At 56.9% G+C, this 20026-nt stretch carries 18 protein-coding genes and 1 pseudogene; 1 reads left to right on the top strand and 18 read right to left on the bottom strand.

What is annotated here, in order from left to right:
• Positions 1–125 precede the first annotated feature (125 nt).
• A complete protein-coding gene (locus AC127K_RS09030; protein WP_177310995.1) occupies positions 126–320 on the top strand; it encodes a helix-turn-helix domain-containing protein in 195 nt (64 codons plus the stop codon).
• A gap of 68 nt (positions 321–388) precedes the next feature.
• On the opposite strand, the gene AC127K_RS09025 is transcribed toward AC127K_RS09030, so the two are convergent.
• The 18 genes and pseudogenes from AC127K_RS09025 to AC127K_RS08940 all read right to left on the bottom strand — a co-directional run bounded on the left by AC127K_RS09025 (position 389) and on the right by AC127K_RS08940 (position 20017).
• Positions 389–589, bottom strand: coding sequence for a transposon-transfer assisting family protein (locus tag AC127K_RS09025; protein ID WP_483720314.1), 201 nt, complete (start codon positions 587–589; stop codon positions 389–391).
• A 2-nt stretch (positions 590–591) separates the two neighbouring features.
• Positions 592–1536: a hypothetical protein gene (locus AC127K_RS09020; protein ID WP_483720313.1), complete on the bottom strand. Its 945-nt coding sequence runs from the start codon at positions 1534–1536 to the stop codon at positions 592–594.
• 3 nt (positions 1537–1539) lie between these two features.
• On the bottom strand, positions 1540–5439 hold the full coding sequence (locus tag AC127K_RS09015) for an LPD25 domain-containing protein (RefSeq protein ID WP_483722187.1): 3900 nt from the start codon (positions 5437–5439) through the stop codon (positions 1540–1542).
• 198 nt (positions 5440–5637) lie between these two features.
• Positions 5638–5856: pseudogene (locus AC127K_RS09010) on the bottom strand (hypothetical protein); the annotation flags it as partial.
• 151 nt (positions 5857–6007) lie between these two features.
• Positions 6008–8098, bottom strand: coding sequence for a DNA topoisomerase 3 (locus AC127K_RS09005; RefSeq protein ID WP_483720312.1), 2091 nt, complete (start codon positions 8096–8098; stop codon positions 6008–6010).
• Complete coding sequence (locus AC127K_RS09000; RefSeq protein WP_483720311.1) at positions 8095–9366, bottom strand: CD1107 family mobile element protein; 1272 nt, start codon at positions 9364–9366, stop codon at positions 8095–8097. Before AC127K_RS09000 ends, AC127K_RS09005 begins: the two co-directional genes overlap by 4 nt.
• Positions 9356–9610, bottom strand: coding sequence for a DUF4315 family protein (locus AC127K_RS08995; protein ID WP_483720310.1), 255 nt, complete (start codon positions 9608–9610; stop codon positions 9356–9358). Before AC127K_RS08995 ends, AC127K_RS09000 begins: the two co-directional genes overlap by 11 nt.
• A gap of 22 nt (positions 9611–9632) precedes the next feature.
• Positions 9633–11654 carry a C40 family peptidase gene (locus AC127K_RS08990; protein ID WP_483720309.1) on the bottom strand — a complete coding sequence of 674 codons (2022 nt, stop codon included), beginning with the start codon at positions 11652–11654 and terminating at the stop codon, positions 9633–9635.
• On the bottom strand, positions 11651–12571 hold the full coding sequence (locus AC127K_RS08985; protein ID WP_483720308.1) for a DNA cytosine methyltransferase: 921 nt from the start codon (positions 12569–12571) through the stop codon (positions 11651–11653). Before AC127K_RS08985 ends, AC127K_RS08990 begins: the two co-directional genes overlap by 4 nt.
• The gene (locus tag AC127K_RS08980) at positions 12568–14979 is read right to left on the bottom strand and encodes a VirB4-like conjugal transfer ATPase, CD1110 family (protein WP_483720307.1); all 2412 of its coding nucleotides are present in this window, start codon (positions 14977–14979) and stop codon (positions 12568–12570) included. Before AC127K_RS08980 ends, AC127K_RS08985 begins: the two co-directional genes overlap by 4 nt.
• A complete protein-coding gene (locus tag AC127K_RS08975) occupies positions 14876–15325 on the bottom strand; it encodes a PrgI family protein (RefSeq protein WP_483720306.1) in 450 nt (149 codons plus the stop codon). The genes AC127K_RS08980 and AC127K_RS08975 overlap by 104 nt, the downstream gene beginning before the upstream one ends.
• A gap of 26 nt (positions 15326–15351) precedes the next feature.
• A complete protein-coding gene (locus tag AC127K_RS08970; RefSeq protein ID WP_483722186.1) occupies positions 15352–15894 on the bottom strand; it encodes an MT-A70 family methyltransferase in 543 nt (180 codons plus the stop codon).
• A gap of 33 nt (positions 15895–15927) precedes the next feature.
• A complete protein-coding gene (locus AC127K_RS08965; protein ID WP_483720305.1) occupies positions 15928–16791 on the bottom strand; it encodes a VirB6/TrbL-like conjugal transfer protein, CD1112 family in 864 nt (287 codons plus the stop codon).
• Between the two features lie 112 nt (positions 16792–16903).
• On the bottom strand, positions 16904–17119 hold the full coding sequence (locus AC127K_RS08960; protein ID WP_076778855.1) for a Maff2 family mobile element protein: 216 nt from the start codon (positions 17117–17119) through the stop codon (positions 16904–16906).
• 99 nt (positions 17120–17218) lie between these two features.
• Positions 17219–17449 carry a hypothetical protein gene (locus tag AC127K_RS08955; protein WP_006575179.1) on the bottom strand — a complete coding sequence of 77 codons (231 nt, stop codon included), beginning with the start codon at positions 17447–17449 and terminating at the stop codon, positions 17219–17221.
• A 30-nt stretch (positions 17450–17479) separates the two neighbouring features.
• Positions 17480–19285 carry a VirD4-like conjugal transfer protein, CD1115 family gene (locus AC127K_RS08950; protein ID WP_483720303.1) on the bottom strand — a complete coding sequence of 602 codons (1806 nt, stop codon included), beginning with the start codon at positions 19283–19285 and terminating at the stop codon, positions 17480–17482.
• Positions 19282–19758 carry a PcfB family protein gene (locus AC127K_RS08945; RefSeq protein WP_483720302.1) on the bottom strand — a complete coding sequence of 159 codons (477 nt, stop codon included), beginning with the start codon at positions 19756–19758 and terminating at the stop codon, positions 19282–19284. The genes AC127K_RS08950 and AC127K_RS08945 overlap by 4 nt, the downstream gene beginning before the upstream one ends.
• 46 nt (positions 19759–19804) lie before the next feature.
• On the bottom strand, positions 19805–20017 hold the full coding sequence (locus AC127K_RS08940) for a DUF5348 domain-containing protein (protein ID WP_196931875.1): 213 nt from the start codon (positions 20015–20017) through the stop codon (positions 19805–19807).
• Between the last annotated feature and the right edge of the window lie 9 nt (positions 20018–20026).

Below are 20026 nucleotides of genomic sequence, written 5' to 3'. Positions count from 1 at the left end.
CGGGACAGATTATCCAATCCCGGCCAGAGAGGGCTTCTAAATGCGTAGGAAAATTTTTCTGATGGTGGTATTCCCGGCGCTTCTGTGGTATGCTGAATAAAAACTATGACAGGAGTGTTTAAGGGATGGCCGAACAGGAAATGTTGCTGGACAGCGCCACGATCAAGGCCGCCGTCGCGGGTGAGAAGTGGGCTACGGAAAAAGTGATTGAACACTATGCCCCGATGATCGACGAGCTGGCCGTTGACGAGGATATGAAACAGCACTTGATTATGAAACTGTTGGAAGCCCTGCCGAATTTCCCAATGGAGCAGGCATAAAGGCAAAAAAATAGCGCCGGACGCAGAGGCCATACAGCCCCCGCGTCCGGCGCTTCGTTATGCTTTATTTACTCGTCTGTGAAATGGAACTTCTGCGCTTCAAAGTCGGCGTCGGTCATGCTATCCAGCTTGGCAAGGGTCTGGCGGGCCAGCGCCGCCATTTCCCCGTCCATATCCGGCAGCGCGGCATGGAGCTTCGCCATCGTCCTGCGCCGGTCGGCATTGTGATACAGGCAGATCAGGTTTTCTTCCTCCACATTAAACTGCATTGTCATACCTCCAATTCGTTTTTCTTGGTGCGGGCCGGGGCCTTTTTCGGGACTTGGGCCTGCTTATTTTCGGATAGCTGCTTTCGGATGGAAGCGCGGGGCTGCCGCACTTCCTTGTCCCGGTTCTCGTCTTTGCCTATCATGGCATATATCCCGTGCCTGTCCTTGATGCCCGTAAAAACCAGAGATTTATAAGGCAGCATGGAAAAGAGGCGGTCAGTATCCTTGCTGGACGCGATCTGCGTAAAGTATGGGGATAATTCTACCATGAAATGCGTCTTGTTGGGGCTGTTCGGGGTGGACAGCTCTTTCATTCCCGCAACAATGCGCTGCGCCTCGTCCCGGATCAGGCTGTCATGCAGCGCCGTGACATGGGCTTTGAAGTCGCCCGGTTGAAGCTGCTCCCGGCCTTTCTGTTCCTGCCGCAGCACTTCCCGCAGGTTTTCCGGCTCATTGGGTTTTGCCTCATACCGCAGGAACGCCCCCAGCTTGGGGTCGGGATGACCGTCAAAGTACAGCTTGGCAGGCTGTTCCCGGTCGCCCTTTTCATAGTGCAGGGTGATGGTGTCGGCCTGTACCGCCTCGACTGCGACGTGCCGGAAATGCTGGGGATAGTCCAGCTCATAGAGATTGCCCCGTATCTTTCCGCCCACCTTGCCAGTCAGCTCCACGGCGTAGGCCAGAATACGGTCACGGGTCTGCTCCCCATAAAAACGCCATGTGTTATGCTGCCGGGTATCTTGCAGGAAAACGTCGCGCTCCCGGAAACAGTACGTCCCGGACGGGCGGGACATCCACAGCAGCGTTTTGTCCTCGGCCCTGTCGCTGGCGGCGGCCTGCCGGATCATCTCTTTGTCAATTTCAAAATCATTGCGGTAAAAGGCGGTGTTCTGGCGCATAAGTTGTTCCAGCGCGGCCAGCACATCCACATTTTCAAATCTGTTCACGGCCTACACCTCCAATTCCTTTGATTTTTCCCGCTGCGGCGGCTTTTTGGCCTGTTCCTCCTTGGCGGCTTTAAGCTGTGCCCGGATAGACGGCTTTTTCTGGCTCTGGGCGGTCTTGGTTACAGGGCGGGTCTGCTTCGGCTTCTTGGCCTCCGCTTTTGCTGCCTCGGCCACATCAAACAAGGAAATCTGTTCCCCGGCCTTTGCTCTGGCTTCCAGTTCGCCCATCGACGGGGCATTGTTCAGGGTGCCGTCAATCATGTTGTAATTCTGCTCGGTGGACATTTCGGCGGTCTTAATCGGGCTTTCCCGCATAAACTCCGGCACAGGGGTAAAGCCGATGCTGTCACAGTAATGGGCTTCCTCCTTGCCGCCACGATTTATCACAACAACATCCGAAACGGATAGGCTGTGGCCCCGGAAGTCGGCAGGCCGGTCGTCGGTATTAAACGTGCGGTAAATATTCTCTAACGTGGTCTTACCGTCCAGCGGGGCCGTGTAGACAAGCTCATAATTTTTTCTGTCCACGGCCAGCCCTGCGGCCTGCAATTCCTCATAGGAACGGAAACGGAAATCGCGTCCATCCGGGCCAGCAGGCACTTGGTAGATGGAAAAGGTATCCCGTTCCGGCTGGTCGGCGCTGCGCTGGGCCAGCGTTTGTTCCGCCCGTTCCCGCACATCCTCCCGCAGCGGCACCGTATAAAGGGTGGATGCAGAGGAAAATCCCACGTTATTGAAAACATAGTCCACATCGGTTTCTTTCAAGGCTCCCGCCGGATAGTAGTCGGCCCGTGTGTGGGTGTCGCTTACCTTGCCGTCTGCAATGTCATAGTTCAATCCTGTTTCCAGATGGGTGCAGATTTTCCCGTCCACGGCCAGCGTCACATAGTACCAGCCCATATAGCCGCCGGTCTGCTCGTCGGCTCCGTCGTTGAACTCCACATTCAGCAGCGTGTAGGGCTTCAATCCCTTTTGGGCGGCAATCTCGTTGTCCTTGGCCTCCCGCTGCAACAGCACGGGCAGGGCCGCTTCCTTGGTGGCTTGCACGATTTCCGGGTTATACCGTACCAACGCACTGTTGACACATTCCGTCTGTACCTTTACGGTTTTGGCCTTTGGCGTCAGGTGGTTGCCGATGAACAGGGATGCGCCGTTGTCAAAGTGGATGGACATATCGCTGGTGCCGCGCCATTTGCCGGTACAGGGGGACGTGCGGATTTCGCCGGTCTTGCAGCCAAACGCCTGCGCGATTATATCAATCTTGCCTTGCAGGGGCAGGTCTTTGTAGCGGTCAGCGATTTCCACCGCCTTTTTCTGCAAATCGGTCAGGGGCTTATCGGCTGGCTTGGCCTGCGGCTCGTCGGCAGAAACATCTTCCTGCGCCGTTTCAGGCTCCGGCAACTGATACTGGCCCTGATTGAGAAGCGGGCGGCACTCCTTGACGTAGTTTTCCAGCGCCCCATAGTAGGCTGTTTCCTCCGGCGTCAGGGTATCGCCAGACGCCAAACGGGTTTGCGCCTCCTGTTCCAGCCGGGACAGGTTGCAATGCAGCTCCATGTACGGGATGATTTCAGATACAAAGGCTTCCCGGCTGGCCTGATCCTCGGCCAACGCCTCCGGCCCCCGGTATTTCAGCACATGGTTTTTCCACTGTTCATCATGCAGGTAAAATTCCTGATAGCCCCGGATATGCTCGATCAGGGAACCGTCCCGGTCGCCAAAATCCTGCCGCCCGGAATAGCTGTGGGCCTCACCTTGAAAAGTAAAGTCAATGCGGAAGTCGATCTTATCGTAGTAGCCGCCGCCTTGGTGTTCGGCGTCCAGCTTGGCAAAGAGGGCGTCGGCCTCATGCAGCGGCATTTGCTGGCCGGTTTCCAGATGGGGGCTTTCGCTGAACAGGATCGTCACAACCGGCTCCGCTGCCGGGCCAAGGGCCGGTGCTTCGGTCTGCGGCTCCGGCGTTTGGCTGGCCCCGGCCCGTTGCAGCGTCCCGTCGTCAGAGAGGACAAAGCCCTGTGTCTGAATGGCGTCCAACGTGCCTTGCGTCACCTCGCCGGTGGATTTCACATCGGCGTCAATCAGGGTTTGCAGCATGGCTTTCACACTGTCGGCCATTTCCTGCTGCTGTTCCGGGGGCATCTTGGAAAACACACTGTCCGGCGCTGGCTGCTCGGCGGCCTGCGGCTGTTCCTGCGCCGGTGTCTGTTCCTGCTGGGCCTGCCGCTGTTTTTGAAGCTCGGCAAGGTGGCCGTCAATGGTGGTAATCAATTCATGGGCGGTGGCCCGGATGGTTTCAAGGGACGCCCGCAACTCTTTCAGGTCTTTGCCGGAACTCCACCCGGCCACATAGCCAAAGGAATAGTCGGACGTGTCCAGCCCGTAGTGCTGGCAGACGGTATAGGCCACGCTCTCGGCCTGCACCTCGCGGGTACGGCTGTCAGGCCGGTTCTGCTGTTCGGCGGCGGGGGCCTCCGGGTCAATGGCATGGAGCTTGGCATGGGCGATTTCGTGAATGGCCGTCTTTAAGGTTTGCAGCTCGCTCATGTTCTCCTGAATGGCGATCCGCTTTTCCGTCAGGTGGTAGTAGCCGTGGGAACCGCCCGGAATATCCTCAAAAGCCATCGGGACGGGGGAAGTCTGTTCCAGCGCCTTGAAAAAGTCCTGATACCGCTCCACGTCCCCGGCCAATTCCTCCACGCCCAGCGACGGCAGCGGTTCGCCCTCGGTCTGGCTCACATCAAAGACAGACACGATTTTGAACGCCGGGACTTGGATTTCTTTCTGCTCGGTGACGGTGTTCCCGTCCTTGTCCTTGACCGGCTGGCCCTGTTCGTCCAGCTTCGGCACTTCCTTTTTCACCTTATAGGGGGCCGGGGCAAATATCTTGATGCCTTTCTCACCCTTTTTGACGTTGCGGTGAAATTCATCCCGCCACTTGTTGTAGCCCGCCACAAGCTGGCCGCCCTGCATGGCAATGAGGATGGTGTTGTTAAAGCTGTAATTGTGGAAGCGGGCCATTGTGTCAAGGTAGGCTTGGAAGCGGTCGCTTTCAAACAAATCCATGATGCCGGTTTCCAGTTTGTCGGTAATCTCTTTCATGCGGTCGGCGCTGTTCTTGCTGTTTAAGATAATGGGGATCACCTGCGGCTGGGCCGGGGCCTCGGCGGTAGGGGCGGTTTCCTGTCGGGTCTGCACAGCTTCCCGCAGCACGTCCGGCTGGGGAAAGCCCATCACCCGGTATTCCTCCGGCACCGGCTGTCCCTCATGGACGCGCTGCCATTCGTCGCCGCTTCGCACCAGATAGCCATAAGGCGTAAACGTGCCCTGTTCCTGCCGGGCGATATGCTCCCCGAACCGGGCCGCGTCAATCCCGGTTTTCCATTCTTCCGGCATATCCACCATGCCGGAACGGTTCAGGTAGTAGTCCCCCAACTGGCCGGGGGATTGCACATCCGGCAGATGCACAAAGTAGTCCACGTTGTCGGCGTAGTCGATAATCTGCCCGATATTTTCAAAGCCGCCCCTTGGATTTTGCAGGGCGGCGTTCAGTTCCGCAAGGGCGGCAGCGTCCAGCGTGTCCAACCTTGCGGCAAGGAAATTCAGTTCGTCCACATCGGCGGCCAGCACCATGTCATAGGGGATGGCAAGGCGTCTGTCCTCCGGGTAGGAAAATCCGGCAATGAAAAAATCCTGCGGATTGTCAGTGCTGATATGGATTTCCCGCATGGCATCCTGTAACTTCTCGGCGGTGGTCGGCAAATCCAGCCAATAACCATGCGGCCCATCGTTCTGCGCCTCGGTGCGGTTGTCAATCATAATCGAAAAGACTTCGCTCACGGGTTCCCTCCTTTCTTGGTCTTGCTCCATCAATTTCTGCATTAGCTCGTAGTCCTCAATGCTCATGTGGCCGTCATAAGTGTACGGGTCGATGTCGTCCCCACGGTAGGGGCGCTCATAGAACGGCAGTCCGGCAGCATGGGCTTTTTCCCGCGCCGCCTCCAACACATCCGGCGGCAGCTCGTCGCTGTGGGCCTCCATGAATGAGGCAATATTGTTCAGGCCGTTGTCGTAGTGGTGGCGCACACCGGCAGCCAGCTCCGCCACGTTCATTTCCTCTCCCAGATAGCCGGAATAATAGCCGTTTACCACAACGGCCCGTGGGTCGGCGGCCTGTATCTCTGCAAGCCGCGCCCTGTCCTCTGGATAAAGGGTGTCGTCCAGATCAAGGTGAAACGCCTCTGCCTGCCAGCTCCGGCCCTCACGCCAGAACGCCAGCCATGCAATTCCGTTTCTAAGGTCGTCTTGATACTCTGATACCATGTCCCTAAGACTTGCCATCGGCAGCCCTCCTTTCTGAAAAAATCAAGGGGTTTGGGGATATGCCCCAAAAAGCAAAATCCCCGGCCCGGCAGGGGTGGCCGGGTCAGGGATTTGCCGGAAGTGTGGCTACACTTCCTATGCTTGCTGTTTTTTAGTTTTTGTCCCTCCGTTCAATGCGATAGTTGACGTATTTCCCGCCGGTATCGGCTAAAAGCACCGTCCCGTCGTAGGTTTTCCCGGTTTTCATGGAACGCAGGCCCTTTACCTTTGCCTTTCCGTCTTTGAGCAATGCGGCGGCGATTTTCGGCGTGAACGCCTTGCCCCGTTCCTCAAAAAATCGGTCATTCTTCCACATAACAAACTGGCAGGCCCGGTTCCCGCAGTAGTAGTTCTTCTTGCCCTCGTAGACGCTTTCGCCGCAGCGGGGACACTTGCCGATAACCACGCGCTCTTTCTGAAACAATTTCTGCGCGTCCTCGCTGATCTGCGAATAGCCGGAAATCAGACCCCGCGTCATTTCCTCAATACCAGCCATGAAGCCGTCCGGGTCAGCCTCGCCCTTGGCAATGGCCGTCAACGTATTTTCCCATTCAGCGGTGAGCTGGGGAGAAGTCAGCACATCCGGCAGGACGCAGGCAAGGTTGTGGCCGTCCTTGGTGGGAAGAAGCTGCTTGCCTTTCCGTTCCACAAATCCCATCTGTACCAGCTTTTCCAGAATGGAAGCGCGGGTGGCCGGGGTTCCCAAACCTTGGCGCTCGGCGTCCTCCGGCATATCCTCGGCCCCGGCCCGTTCCATAGCCGACAGAAGCGTATCTTCGGTGTAGGGCTTCGGGGGTGTGGTGAAATGCTCGGTTACGGAAGCCTCCACCTTGTCAAAGGTCTGGCCCTCGGCCAGCTCCGGCAGCTCCCGCGCCAGCTCCGGGGCGTCCTCGTCGGCGTCGGCCTTAAAGGAAGCACGGAAACGACGGTCAATCTCTTTCCAGCCCGGCGTCAGGATGGTTTTTCCCTTGACGATAAATTCTTTCCCGGCGCAGGTGAACGTGGCGGTGACGGCCTCAAACACATGGGGCGCGGCCACAGCACACAGCAGCTTGCAGCAGACAAGGGACAGCAGTTTCTTTTCGCCCTCGGTCAGCCCGTCAAAGCCTTTTTGCACAAACTCCATCGTGGGGATGATGGCGTGGTGGTCGCTCACCTTTTTGCTGTTCAGCACCCGGCCAAACTGCGGGGCAATGTCAAGGCCCGCCGCAAAGGGAAGCAGGGGCCACAGGCCGGACACGATGCTTTCCGCCGCAGGCTGCATATCGTCGGTAAGATACTGGCTGTCGGTGCGGGGATAGGTCAGCAGCTTCTTTTCGTAGAGCTGTTGGGCATAGTCAAGGCTCTGCTTGGCGGTAAATCCAAACAGGCGGTTGGCCTCCCGCTGCAAGGTGGTGAGGTCGTAGAGGCGGGGCGGCTGCTCCGTCTTTTTCTCACGCTTCACCGATACACAAACGGCCTGCCCTCCTGCACAGGCCGTCTTGGTGGCGTCGGCGTCGGCAGCACTGGAAACGCGGTCGCTGGCCGCCTCCATGCCGCCCGCTGCGATATGGACGATGTGATATTTCTCTTTCTTGAAATCACTGATCTTGGCCTCCCGGTCAACCAGCATTTTTAAGGTCGGCGTCTGCACCCGGCCCACCGTCAGGGTCTTGTGGTAGAGGATGGAGAAAAGCCGTGTGGCGTTGATCCCCACCAGCCAATCGGCCTGCGCCCGGCACAGGGCCGATTGATACAGGTTGTCGTAGTCAGTCCCCGGTTTCAGGTGGGCAAAGCCCTCCTTGATGGCAGCGTCCTCCATGCTGGAAATCCACAGCCGCTTGAACGGCTTTTGGCAGCCCGCCATCTGGTAGACGAAACGGAAAATGAGTTCTCCCTCGCGTCCGGCGTCGGTGGCGCACACAAGGCCGTCCACGTCGGGGCGCTCCATCAGGGAACGCAGGATGTCAAACTGCTTTTTCTTTTCGTCCGGGATAATGTACTGCCATTCCTGCGGCAAAATCGGCAGGTCGTCATAGGCCCATTTCTTATAACGGGGGTCATAAGCCCCGGCGTCGGCAAGGGAAACAAGGTGGCCGATACACCAGCTCACCAGATAGCCGTTCCCCTCCATGTAGCCGTCCTGTTTCTTGTTGGCTCCGATCACGCCCGCAATGCTGCGGGCGACGCTCGGCTTCTCTGCAATTACAAGCTGATAACTCATACTTCATCCTCCTTTTTCGGTTCATCTTCATCCAGCAGATAGTCGTCTAACGGTCTGGCCTCTACCTCGCCGGTGTCGTCGTCCACCTCCGGGGCCGGTTCGTCCTCGTCGTCGTCCTCGTCCTCCCCGAAGTCGTATTCGTCCAGATCGTCGCTGCCTTTCACGTCGGCCTTGGGCTTCTTAAACTTGAAGAAGTAGAGAGCCGCGCCGCCGCCAATGAGCAGCACCACAAGGAACACAATCAAACCGCCCATGCTGTTCCCGGCTTCTTCTTCCGGCTCGGTGGTTTCTGCCGGTTCCTCGGCTTCCGGCGCTGCGCCTACGCAGGCGGTCAGGTTATTTTTGCATACCGGGCAGGCGGTGTTGACGGCCCCGGCCTCACACTTGGTCGTACAGGTACAGGTCGCCGGGGCGGTTTCGCCATCCTCGGTCAAGGCCATCAGGTCGGCTTCATCCACTTGGTTCAGGAAATGAACGGTTTCCTCGCCCTCGTCGTCCCGGTCGATAATCAGGTAAAAGGTGTTGCCCGCCTTGGTTTGCAGCGTGATAAACTGCTTGCCGCCGGTGGTTCCGATGTCGTCAATCAGCGATAGGTTGCCGTCCGGGGTCAGGGCGGCGCTGCCGCCAACTGATCCGCCAAACTGTTCCAGCAGGGCGGAAAGTTCCTCCCCATTCAGGGTAAGGGAAAAATCGCCGTCGCCGGTGGCGGCGTCGCTCACGGTCAGATAGTCGCCGCAGACGTAGCCCTCGCGCTCCGGCAGGAGAATTTTCACCCAGCCGTTATCCTCGGTGCCGATCACTTCCACCTGCGTCCCGTTGGGAAGCTGGGTAAAGGCTTGGTTGTCTGTCCCCGCGCCGGTACGGACGTTTAGGTTTCCGCCGTTGGTGACGACAGTGCCGGTCTGGTTGGGGGTGCCGTCGTCTTTGTTGGTGAGCCGGATGCCCTCGTCGGTGATGGTAACATCCACCTGCGATCCCAGCAGGGAAGAAAGCAGGGCGGCCATTTCCTCGTCGGTCATGGTTTCCGCCGCGCCGGTGCTTTCTTTGTCGCTGGCGTCGGTGTCCTCGGTGGTGCTGGATGTGCCGTTGCCACCCTCGGCGTCCTCGGTGTCCAGCTCAATGCCGCCGGTGGTAGGGGTTCCCGTTTCCTCCGGCAGCGGTGCCGGGTCAGGGTCAGCGCCCCCGGCAAATGCGGTGGTGGAAAAGGCCGTGAGGCACAGCACGGCGGCCAGCGTCACGGCAAAGGTGCGGAAAAACTTATTCTTCATCGGCGTTGTCCTCCTGTTCAAAATCCGGCAGCGGTGCCGGGGGTGCCTGCAATGCGCCGCCGCGTACAAAAGCGGCAAATTCCTCCGGCGTCATGTTCAGGCCCCGCACAAGCTGGACGATCTGCAAATTTTCCTGTTCGGTCTTTGCCGCTTCCAGTTCCCGAAGCTGCTTTTGCAGTTCCGCAATCTTGGTCTTGGTTTTCTGAATATCCCGTTCGATACGGTCAAGTTTGTTGGTTGCCATAGAAAAACGCTCCTTTCTGGCGTCAAGGCAGACGCCCATAGCAGTAAAAATGCTGTTGCCAATAGCTTGAATTTAAGTTCGTGTAGGAAATGGGGTCGCCGCAATGCAACATGACGGAATTGCCTACATACAGCCCCACATGGGACACGCCGGGGGTGTCGTAGGTGCCGACGAAAAACACAAGGTCGCCGGGCTTGGCCTGCTCCGCCGTGACAGGGGTGCAGATGTTGTAAAGGCCCTGCGCCGTCAGGCGTCCCACGTTCCAGCCGGAATGATTGATTACCCATGAAATAAATCCGCTGCAATCAAAGGAAGTAGACGGGCTGGAACCGCCCCACACATAGGGATAACCGACGTATTTATCTGCCTCCGCAATCATGGCCGCAAAGGTTTCATCCTCCAAAGCCTCCGGCGGGATTTCATAGTAGGTCGGCTCCTTGACGGTGGAAGCATTGGGATAGCTGCCGCTTGGGAACAAATCGGGCCGGTTTCCCAGCGTCTGCATATAGGCGGCATACAAGCTCAACTGTTCCTCGCTCATAATGGAAACGGGCAGGTGGGACAGGTCGTTGTTTACCAGCTCCACGTTGCAAATGTAATAGGTGTACGGCACTTCCACCTCGTACTCGTATTCCTCCGTGGTGGTTTCGCCGGTTTCCGGGTCGGTGACGGTGCGCGTCCCCGTCCGGGTTTCGGTGCGGTAGCGGGTTTCCGTTTCAATGGTCTGTGTCAGGGTGTATTGCAGCCCAAACAGCCGGTCAAGGTCGCCCTGTACTTCATCCAGCGTATAGGCCCCGCCATGAAGCGCCGACAGGATGGAAGTCAGCACATAGGGGTCATGGCTGATGTCGTCCAGATCATAGCGGTATTCGTCATAGCCGGGGTGCAGGCTTTCGTAGTTGTCCAATTCATGCTGCAAGTCAGCCTCCAAATCCGCGTAGGCGGCTTCGGCCCCCAGCATATCGTCGTCCTCGGACAGATAGGACGTGGCCGCAAGCCCCGTCCCGGCGCTGCCAAACATGGCGGTACAGGATTGCAGGCCGCCCATAATCAGCATAAGCATGAGGCCCACGCCGCCGATCAGCAGCGCCCCTTTCCAGTGACGGACAAGGAACGACGCTCCTTTTTTGCTTTCCTTGGCGGCTTTCTTGGCGGCTGCGGCGCTGGCCTGCGCCGTCTTGGTGGCGGCTCCCGCCGCGCCCTGTGCCGTCTGGCCTGCGGCCCTCGCTGCTCTGGCGTAGTCACGCTTGATTTTCTGCTTCTGCCAGAACCGGGACACGGGATTGCTCACCGCCTGCGCCAGCTCCGGGTTATCCCGCAAAGATTTCTGGTAGACATACTCGGCGTTGGCGGCAATGGATTTCCGTTCCGCCTTGGCTGCGGCCCGGTAGGGTTTGAGCTTATGGTGCCGGATACCGCTGCGGATGGCCTTGCCCGCCTGCCGTTCGGCAAGTTCCTCCCCCTTGTGGCCGCCCTCCACGCCCACGTTTTCGCCCTCGACTTCATGGATTTTGCCGTGGACGAACAGCCCGGCTTCCTGAACCGGGCGGCTCATGGGATTGGGCTTTAGCTTGGGGGCCGGTTTCTCCACCTTGTCAAAGCGCAGCTTGGTCTTGGCCCTGCCGGATGCCTCGTCGTAGACGGTTTCGGTGGTGACAACGCGCTTTTTGGGCAGCGCGTCTTTGGCGGCGTCCAGCTTATCCGCCTTTTTCTCTGCCTTGTGGATGTACTTGGAAAGCTGGGGGTCAGCCCGTTCCTCGGCGGTAAATTGCAGCCGGGAAGATGGCCGGTGCAGGGCTTCGCCTGCCTCCGTCACCACGTCCCCGGCGTCCTTGGCCGCCCGTTTCGCCTTGCGGCGGTCGCGGATGTCCCCGGCCCGTTCCAGTACCTTTTCCGCAGCGCCGCCCGGCTCGGCGGCAGAATATTCCGGCTCGGCTTCCCGGCTGGACACGTTGACGCTCTCGCCGGTGGTCTGGTTATCCAGCGTCAGGCCGTCGCGGGTCATGCGCTGCGTCACCTTGTCACGGGGTTTTAAGGGCTTCATGGTAAATCACCTCCTTTCGATGAAGTACACCAGTTAAGGCAGCGCCCGGTTTCAATGTCGGAGATATACCGCAGGATGGGATACACCTGCGGCGGGACAACGGCGTTGCCTAACGTCTTTAATCGTTTCGCCACATTCTGCGGCGGGTCGCTGATTAGGTATGGGATGTCCTTGGGTTCTTCTGCCCACATGGTATGTCCGTCCATCTCTGGGGGAAGCCCATCAGCCATTCCACCCAGTCGGGATTTAATTTCACGTCGCCGGGCGGGCGCCCTACCAATCGGTAGACCGCCCATGACAGCCGCGCCGTCCATGCGGCCCCGCTGGGGTTGTATTTCTTGAAGCTCCCGGTCGGCGACATCCGCACGTCCAGATTTTCCCCCACATCCCCCGTGTCGCTGGCAAGGGGTGTTGGAAGAAGCAGAGCCGATGATGAAAGTTCTTTTGCGCTCATGCCATGCGCCGACGGCAACAGCAGGTAATACGAATACCCTAACGGCGTAACCGGCTGTTTCCAGATCAAGGATCGTCTTGTCGAGCCCCATATTGATGAAGCCAGCAACATTCTCGCCAAGCACCCAACGGGGGCGCAGTTCCCGGATAACTCGGAGCATTTCAGGCCATAGGTATCTTTCGTCTTTGAAGCCCCGCTGTTTGCCTGCGCTGGAAAACGGCTGGCAGGGAAAGCCCCCGGAAATGAGTGTAACGGTTCGTTGTCCTGTCTTTTCAAAAAATGCCTCCTTTGTCACTGTTGTAATATCCCGGAATTTAGGTACTGTCGGCCAGTGTGCATTGAGTACGGCGGTCGGGAAATCCGCCCACTCACACTGGCATACCGTAGTAAATCCGGCTGCTTCTGCGGCAAGGTCAATTCCCCCAATTCCGCTGAACAGGCTGAAATGTGTAAGCCTGCTCATACCGTGGCCCCCTCGCCTAACCGGGTCGTCATAATCCTGTAAAGCTGGGTGTTCTGCGGGATGGGGTTCTTAAAGGGCAGGATCACGTTCTCGTAAATCAAAAGCCCCTCGCCGGGTTCCGAATTGTCCACATACCGTAGCTGCTGCGGGGAAATGTTCAATCGCTCCGCAAGGATTTTTCGGTCGCCGGACGCCTGATTTAGTAAGCAAATGAAGTCGCTGTTCTCCAAAATGTTCTCAATCTCCGGGGAAGAAAGCAGGTCTTTCACATTCTGCGTCGCACCTGTCGGGACGCCACCCCATTTTCGGAAACGCTTCCAGATTTCGCAGGAAAAGGCCGCCGTCTGTTCCTCCCGCAAAAGCAGGTGGAACTCGTCGCAGAAGTACCACGTCGCCTTGCCTTGGCTGCGGTTTTGGGTAACGCGGCCCCAAATCTGGTCTTGGACAATGAGCATCCCCAGCTTTTTCAGTTGTTTGCCCAGCTCTTTAATATCAAAGGCCACAATGCGGTTTTCGATATTGACGTTGGTGCGGTGGTTAAACACGTTCAGGGAGCCGTTCACATACAGGTCAAGGGCCTGTGCCACCCGGTCGGCCTCCGGGATATGCTGGTCTAACAGGGCTTTGTGCAAATCCGAAAGGATGGGCATATTTTCCGGGCGGGGGTCTGCCAGATAGGGCCGGTAGATCACCTGCACAGCGCGGTCAATCACCGTCTTTTCAATGGCTTCCAGCCCGTTCTTGCCGCCCATGACAAGCTCACAGAACGACAGCACAAAGTCGGATTTTAAGGCCAGCGGGTTTTCATCCTCGCTGTAATTCAGGTTGATGTCCAACGGGTTCACATAGGATTTGCTGGTCGGGGACAGCCGGACAACTTGACCGTGGAGCCGCTGCACAAGGGGATAATACTCTGCCTCTGGATCACAGATATACACGTCGTCCTGCGTACAGAGGAACACGCTCAAAATCTCGGATTTGCAGCTCATGGACTTGCCGCTGCCGGGCGTTCCCAGCTTCAATCCGTTGGGGCAGCGCGCCCGTTTCCTGTCCAGCATAATCATGTTGCCGGTCTTGGCATTGATGCCGTAATACATGGCATTTCCGCCTTGAAACAACTCCTGCGTCACAAACGGTACGAACACGGCCACGGCGGAAGTGGTAAGGGAACGCTCGATCCTGATGTGGCTGGCCCCCAGCGGCAGGCTGCTCATAAGCCCCTGTTCCTGCTGGTAGTCCAGACGGACAAGGGAATTGTTGTATTTCTGCGCCACGCCAGAGGCCCAGAAGATTTCGTTCTCCAACTTCTGCCGGGTGTCGGCGGTGTTCAAAACCAGAAAGGTGATCTGGAACATCCGTTCATTGCGGCTTTGCAGGGTTTTCAAAAGCTCTTTCGCGTCCTGCCCGTAGGTGGCAAGGTCGCTGGGAAGAATGTCCATGTCATAGCCGCTGCGAACGGCCCGTTTCTGTTCCTGTATCTTCATGGCGTCAAGGTCGGTGATTTTCCGCTTGACGGTTTTAATGGCCTCGCCTTGGTCGATGGCCTGCACATGGAGATTGACGACAATGCCGTTTTCCGTGTTCAGGAAGTCGGCCAGCATTTCGTCCGACAGCTCCGGGGAGAGGATTTGCAGAAAGCTCACGGCCCCGTACTTGCCGCCCAGCCCGAACATCCGGGCATTGCCGAAGCGGAACGAGGACGGGGCAATGAAATCCTTGGTGGAAAGCCCCGACGGGGCAAGCCACTTCCAGTCAAAATGAAACGGTTCCCCGTCCGGGTGGAAAATGCTGTGCATGACTTCCAGCCGTTCTTTCGCGTCCAGCACCCATGCAACGGCGCTCATGCTCTTGAAATAGCCTAAGAGGTCGGTTTCAATGCGGCGAAGCCTTGCGCGGGCCATTTTCAGGTTGTCGGCCTCAATGGTGAATGTCAGGAACTTGCGCTTTTGCAGGCCGTTGTTGCCTTTCACAAGCTGGTCTTGCAGGATGCCGGTGTACTCGGCCCGGATGTCGTCGAAGTCGTCCCCCTGCGCCTTGATCTCAAAGCTCTTGGCGTACTGCTTGGGGTCGATCTTGCGGTTGACAAAGGAAAACTGGACGTGGATGGAAGCGTCCAGATAGTTGTAAAGGTCGCACAGGTTTTCAAAGACAGCGGTTTTCGTGTCGGCCTGCGCGAGCTGATAGCTGATGTCGGCAAACTCGATGCACTTGCTGAACGTGTTGGCCGTCACCCGGCACACGCCGTCCTGATACATGGCCTCATAGGGGATGCTGTCCTGCGCCGAATGGGGCCTGCCGTCGCCCTTATATTTGCGGATGATGGCCTGAATTTCTTTCTTTTCGGCGCGGGTGAGTTTTACCGGCGTCTTTGCCTGCGGCTCTTGCTTTTGCTTTTTGGACAATGGCATTTACCTCCTTTTCCATTTGATGCTGCCGCACAAGGGCAGAGTAAGCGTTGTTGGTCTGGTAGGGCCTCTCCTTTGGCTGGATGAAGCTGCACTGGATAATCTGCCATACCACCACTTCAAGGGGCTGGCCGTGGCGTTCATACAGGGCCAGCAGGAAGCCGGGGAGCATGGCGAATACCATAATCAGCGCGGCGGCGCTGGTGGGGACGCGCCCCCGGATCAATAAAAAAAGCGGGACGCCTACAAGAAGCGCACCGCCAAAACAGATCAGTTGCCGTTTCGTCAGTCCCAGTACCACCTTGGATTTCACACGGGTTAAATCCTTGGGAACAGTCACATAAGCCAATCAAATCACCTCGTTTCTTTCAAAAGTCATGTCAGGGTCAGGTCGCTTGTTACCTCGTTGCCCCACACATCCCAGCCCGGCGTTTTCTGCCGGGCAAACAGCTCCACGCGGGAGAGGTCGCCCGCCAGCTCCACGATCTTGTCACGGGTCACGTCCGGCTTTTTGCTGTGTTCCTCCACCGGGGAGATAATGAACTGGTGGACACCGGCGCTGTGGCGTTTGGGCTTGCCGCGTTTGGCAAGCAGACAGATTTCCGCATTGCCCCGCGTCCAGTAGCCCAGCCCGTAAAACCATGTAGGGCTTTTCTTGTTCCGTTTGAGCCAGACAAAGGCCACGGTCTTAAACTGGAAGCCCCATGCCTTGATAAGCTGCAAAGCCTCTGGAAGCTGCGGGAACGTGGCCCACAAAAACAGCAGGCAGTCCTTTTCCGGCAGCTTTCCCACTGGCAGGGCGCACAGTTCGTCAATGCTCATGGTGGGATAGTGATGCTCCGCCGCCCCTGTTCGTTTACACTCATACCGCCACGGCGGATCGGCGTATATGATGTGATATTTCTGCGGTTCCTCGATAAGTCTTTTTCCTCCTGCGTAAAAATTTCAACGTCAATGGGCTGTGAAAACTGCCTTACTGATGCTGCCGGTCTTAAACAGGCAGAAACACAAAAGCACCGTGTAGCCCATGCAGCCCCAGATCGCGCCGGAAATATCCTCCGCCGTCCCGATTTCCTGTATCAGCACCGCATAGATGCCGACGACAACCATAATCAGGAACGCTTGGAAGCCCAGCGCCAAAAGGGATTTCAGATAGTTTTGGCCCATGCCGCGCCACTCCGCGTTTCCCAGCGTGGCAAGGGGGATCGGCCCCAGCGCGGTCACGGCGTATATTTCAATCATTCTCCCGTAGGTCACAAGGAAAATGCAGATGGATAGAATGTTCATCGTCAGCCCCACAACAAGGGTCTGGAACCATAAGCCCAGCAACGGCCCGATGTCCATTGCTTCAAGGCGGCTTTCCAGATCGGGGAGCAGCGTGTCAAAGTCAATGCTGGTTTCTCCGATGATTACCCCGGCGCTCTGGTTGACGACGGCTTGTGTGGCGTCGAAAACGCCCATGACGATATTCCATGTGTTCGTCACAATGAGGATGGCAAAGGCAGATTTGAACATCCAGCGAAAGAACATAGAGCTGTCGAAGTCGTGCATATTGTTTTTCTCGACAATCATCTCGATCAGCTCATAGCACATGACAAGGGCAAGGATGGCTGCCGCTATGGGGACAATCACCGTTTCGGACAGGGATTGCAGCATACTAAAAATGCCGCCGTTCCAGTCCTGCGGCGTCGTCCCCACGTCGGAAGCGATTTCCCCGACTTTGGTATTTACCGTGTTGAACAGGCCGGAGAGGTTGCCCATAATGCCGTCAATTAAAATGCCTTTCAGCCAATCCCCAATGAGATCACCTATCATGTGGGTACACCTCCTTTCCCGCGCCCTCCCGGTTCAAACGAGAGGGCGCGGCGGGGATTATTTCAGGTTTCATGCAGCGTCAGAAGTTACGGTTCGGACAGGGATGGGGCCATCAGCCCAGCAGCCCGGACAGCAGGGGAACAAGGGTCAGGCCGATCAGGGCGACACCACCTCCCGCGACAAGCTGCTTGACGCCCTGCGATTTGGATGCCGGGTTATCCTGCCCGTAACCTTCCAGCAGGTTCACGCCGCCCCACACGCAAAGGGCACCGCCGAGGCCGATCACGATAGTCTGTAAAGTGTCAACAGCAGAGTTGAAAAATTCCATACATTTACCTCCATAAATTCAGATTGTGATGTGGTTTTGGGTACAAAAAAGCTGCCGGTCATATCCAGCAGCACGTCACAATCCGCAGGCGGCCCGGAGTTATTGGCCGTCCAGCCATTTCAGCATGGCAAGCGCGTAAATTTCGCCCCATGCTTCCAGCACTTTGCGGTTTGCCTCTGCCACCAGCTCTTTTATTTCGGCGTCAGTCGGCATTACGAAACCATGATCGAGCAGCCACCGCGCAGCAAGGGCGGCGCAGGTGATATTCCGATAGATTTCTTTCTCCGCATTGAAATAGTCCGCAAAAGTCAGTTCGTCCGAGTGTTCCATAGGGTCAGGCTCCTTTCTATGCCAGCCGCCTTATTCGGCGGCCATATCTTCATCCGACAGGTCAATGTCGTACAGCTCAAAGGTTTCCGCCTCTGATACCACGCGCTTTTTCTTCCGGCGCATGGACGACAAATATCTGTCCACGTCAAAGGTGTTCTTCTTGTCGGCGTCGGAAAGGTATTTATACCGGGGATGCTTGGTGATGTCGTATTTCTCACTGAAAAACGGCCTCACGCCGCGCACCTGCAAAATACACTTGCCTCCGTCCATTGTTGCGATTTCGTCCTGTGACATCAACTCCTTTCCCAATTTTTGATAGTTCAGTCCGTGGGAAGTCTGTGCGCCCCGGTTCTCGCTCTGATTGTAGCTGTCGATGGTTTCCTTGCCCAGCACGTCAGCGATCTCCTTGGCGTTCTTGCCTCGCCCACTAAGGAAAAGCGTACAATCGCAGTTGTCGGAAATGATTTCCGCAGCGTCCTTGTAAATCGCCTTTAACTGCGATTGGCTTTGCAGAATAATAGATGCCGAGATTTCCCGGCTTCGGATGGTGGCAATGAGCTTGTCAAAGTTCGGTATCTGGCCGATATTGGCAAACTCGTCCAGTATCATCCGAACATGGACGGGCAGCCGCCCGCCGTATTTATCATCGGCACGGTCACAAAGCAGGTTGATAAGCTGGCTCTGTACCATTGCCAGAATAAAATTGAAAGTGGTGTCTGTGTCGCTCATTATCAAAAACAGCGCCGTTTTCTCGTCCCCGATGGTGTCAAGTTCCAGCTCGTCGTCCTCCATCAGCTCCCGTACCTCGCGGATGTCAAATGGCGCTAAACGTGCGCCGCAGCTAATCAGGATAGAGGAACGGGTCTTGCCAGCAGATAAGAGAAATTTCTTGTACTGTCTGACAGCGAAGTGATCCGGGTCTTTTGCTTCCAGCCGTTCAAACATCTGGTCTACCGGTGACTGAAATTCCGGGTCGTCCTCGCGGGCCTCCGACGCATTTATCATCTCAAGTAACGTCGTGAAGTTCATTTCCTCGTCCGGCGCTTCGTACCAGATATAGCCGATCAGGGCCGAATACAGCAGCCGTTCCGATTTCACCCAAAAATCCTCGGCGGATTTTTCGCCCTCGCCCTTGGTATTGCAGATCAGCGTGTTTACCAGCTTCAAAATGTCTTTCTCGCTATGAATGTAGCGGAACGGGTTATACCGCATACTCTTGGAAAAGTTAATGGTATTCAGCACTTTCACCCGGTAGCCGCTGCGGACAAGAAGCTGGCCCACCTCACCGATCAGGCTGCCCTTGGGGTCGGTTATCACAAATGAGGTCGGGTAGTCCTTGGACACGCATTGCATAAGGTTGGGTTTTACAAAAAATCTCGTCTTGCCGGAGCCGGAACCGCCGATTACCAGCACATTTTTATTTCTCGCCGTTTTCGGGTCTTTCGGACGGTTATTCATCGTCAGCCGTTCCGTCTGCGTCAGCAAAATGTTATTGTCAAAATTGGGGTCGATGTACGGCGCAATATCCTTGGCCGTCCCCCAACGGGCGCTGCCGTATTCCTCGCCTTTGCGGTATTTCTTGGCATTTTTCCCCTTGAAATACACCATCAGCCGCAGGGCAGCGGCACCGGCAACGCCGATCAGCAGGTCAAAGGGGTGGATGCTGGGGGCAGCATTGGCAAAGGCCGCCGAACAGCCGTCCATGAAATGCAGCAGCTTTTCCGACAAGTCCACGCCTGCCGCCAGCCGGTATGCCTGCCCCAGCTTCCCGAACAGGTAAACGAAAATCAGGTACGGGAGATTGGACAGGATCAGCTTTTTTACCTCTGGTTTCATAGCGACAGCCCCCTTTCCTTGACTTTCTCCTTGGCCCGTTGCTGGGTCTTGGCCGCAGCTTTTTGTTTCAGGGCAGACAGGGCCTTGCGGATAGAGGGCCGTTTCTCACGGTTCAGCTTCTTGGCGGTGAACTCCTTGAACGCCTGTTCCAGATTGTCGGCCTGCTTGGTCTTGAAAATCACGATATAGCGCGGCGGGTGGGTGGAACTGTCTTTCCGCAGCGTGTAGTCAATATCGTATTTCTTGGCGCAGGGCCGGAACAGGCCAATATTCGCGTCGGTGATCTCGATGTTAGAGAGTGCCGAACCGTCCTTTTTGAGCTGCCGCAGGCTTTGTTGGCCGTGGTGCAGCTTGGTTTTGCCCTTTTGCCGGGCGGCCAGAAATTTCTTCATGGCCGCCTGCAACACTTGGCCGGTCAGCTTCCCGGTTTTCATCGCTAACGCTATGGTTTTCTGGTCTACTTCTTCCTGCAACTGCTATCCCTCCTTTGGAAGTCCAGCAGGCAGGCGGCGGGATGGCTTAAATCCGCACCCGCAGGCCGGAAAGGTCGTCGGCGCGGATGCCCACCAGATACCAGTCCTCGGCCATTTCAATGCGGGTGGGCTTCCACCTGCCGCCCACCATCACGTCAAAGGTTTCTCCACAGTGCAGCCCGCCGTAGTAGTCTGCCAGATCAAAGCGGATGTCGTAGCGGTCTGCCTGCTCATCAAAGATCAATGCACCCTGTTTCATAGGGCCGTC

The organism is Subdoligranulum sp. DSM 23681 (assembly GCF_057005535.1).
The sequence above is the reverse complement of the archived record's forward strand: the minus strand, read 5'-3'. Positions and strand labels throughout refer to the sequence as shown.

Coding starts and splice junctions, on each gene's coding strand:
- AC127K_RS09000 (WP_483720311.1), bottom strand. CDS start 9,366: ATGAAGAATAAGTTTTTCCGCACCTTTGCCGTGACGCTGGCCGCCGTG.
- AC127K_RS08990 (WP_483720309.1), bottom strand. CDS start 11,654: ATGAAGCCCTTAAAACCCCGTGACAAGGTGACGCAGCGCATGACCCGC.
- AC127K_RS08960 (WP_076778855.1), bottom strand. CDS start 17,119: ATGGAATTTTTCAACTCTGCTGTTGACACTTTACAGACTATCGTGATC.
- AC127K_RS09015 (WP_483722187.1), bottom strand. CDS start 5,439: ATGAGCATTGAGGACTACGAGCTAATGCAGAAATTGATGGAGCAAGAC.
- AC127K_RS08955 (WP_006575179.1), bottom strand. CDS start 17,449: ATGGAACACTCGGACGAACTGACTTTTGCGGACTATTTCAATGCGGAG.
- AC127K_RS09025 (WP_483720314.1), bottom strand. CDS start 589: ATGCAGTTTAATGTGGAGGAAGAAAACCTGATCTGCCTGTATCACAAT.
- AC127K_RS08995 (WP_483720310.1), bottom strand. CDS start 9,610: ATGGCAACCAACAAACTTGACCGTATCGAACGGGATATTCAGAAAACC.
- AC127K_RS08980 (WP_483720307.1), bottom strand. CDS start 14,979: ATGCCATTGTCCAAAAAGCAAAAGCAAGAGCCGCAGGCAAAGACGCCG.
- AC127K_RS09005 (WP_483720312.1), bottom strand. CDS start 8,098: ATGAGTTATCAGCTTGTAATTGCAGAGAAGCCGAGCGTCGCCCGCAGC.
- AC127K_RS08950 (WP_483720303.1), bottom strand. CDS start 19,285: ATGAAACCAGAGGTAAAAAAGCTGATCCTGTCCAATCTCCCGTACCTG.
- AC127K_RS08940 (WP_196931875.1), bottom strand. CDS start 20,017: ATGAAACAGGGTGCATTGATCTTTGATGAGCAGGCAGACCGCTACGAC.
- AC127K_RS08985 (WP_483720308.1), bottom strand. CDS start 12,571: ATGAGCAGGCTTACACATTTCAGCCTGTTCAGCGGAATTGGGGGAATT.
- AC127K_RS08965 (WP_483720305.1), bottom strand. CDS start 16,791: ATGATAGGTGATCTCATTGGGGATTGGCTGAAAGGCATTTTAATTGAC.
- AC127K_RS09030 (WP_177310995.1), top strand. CDS start 126: ATGGCCGAACAGGAAATGTTGCTGGACAGCGCCACGATCAAGGCCGCC.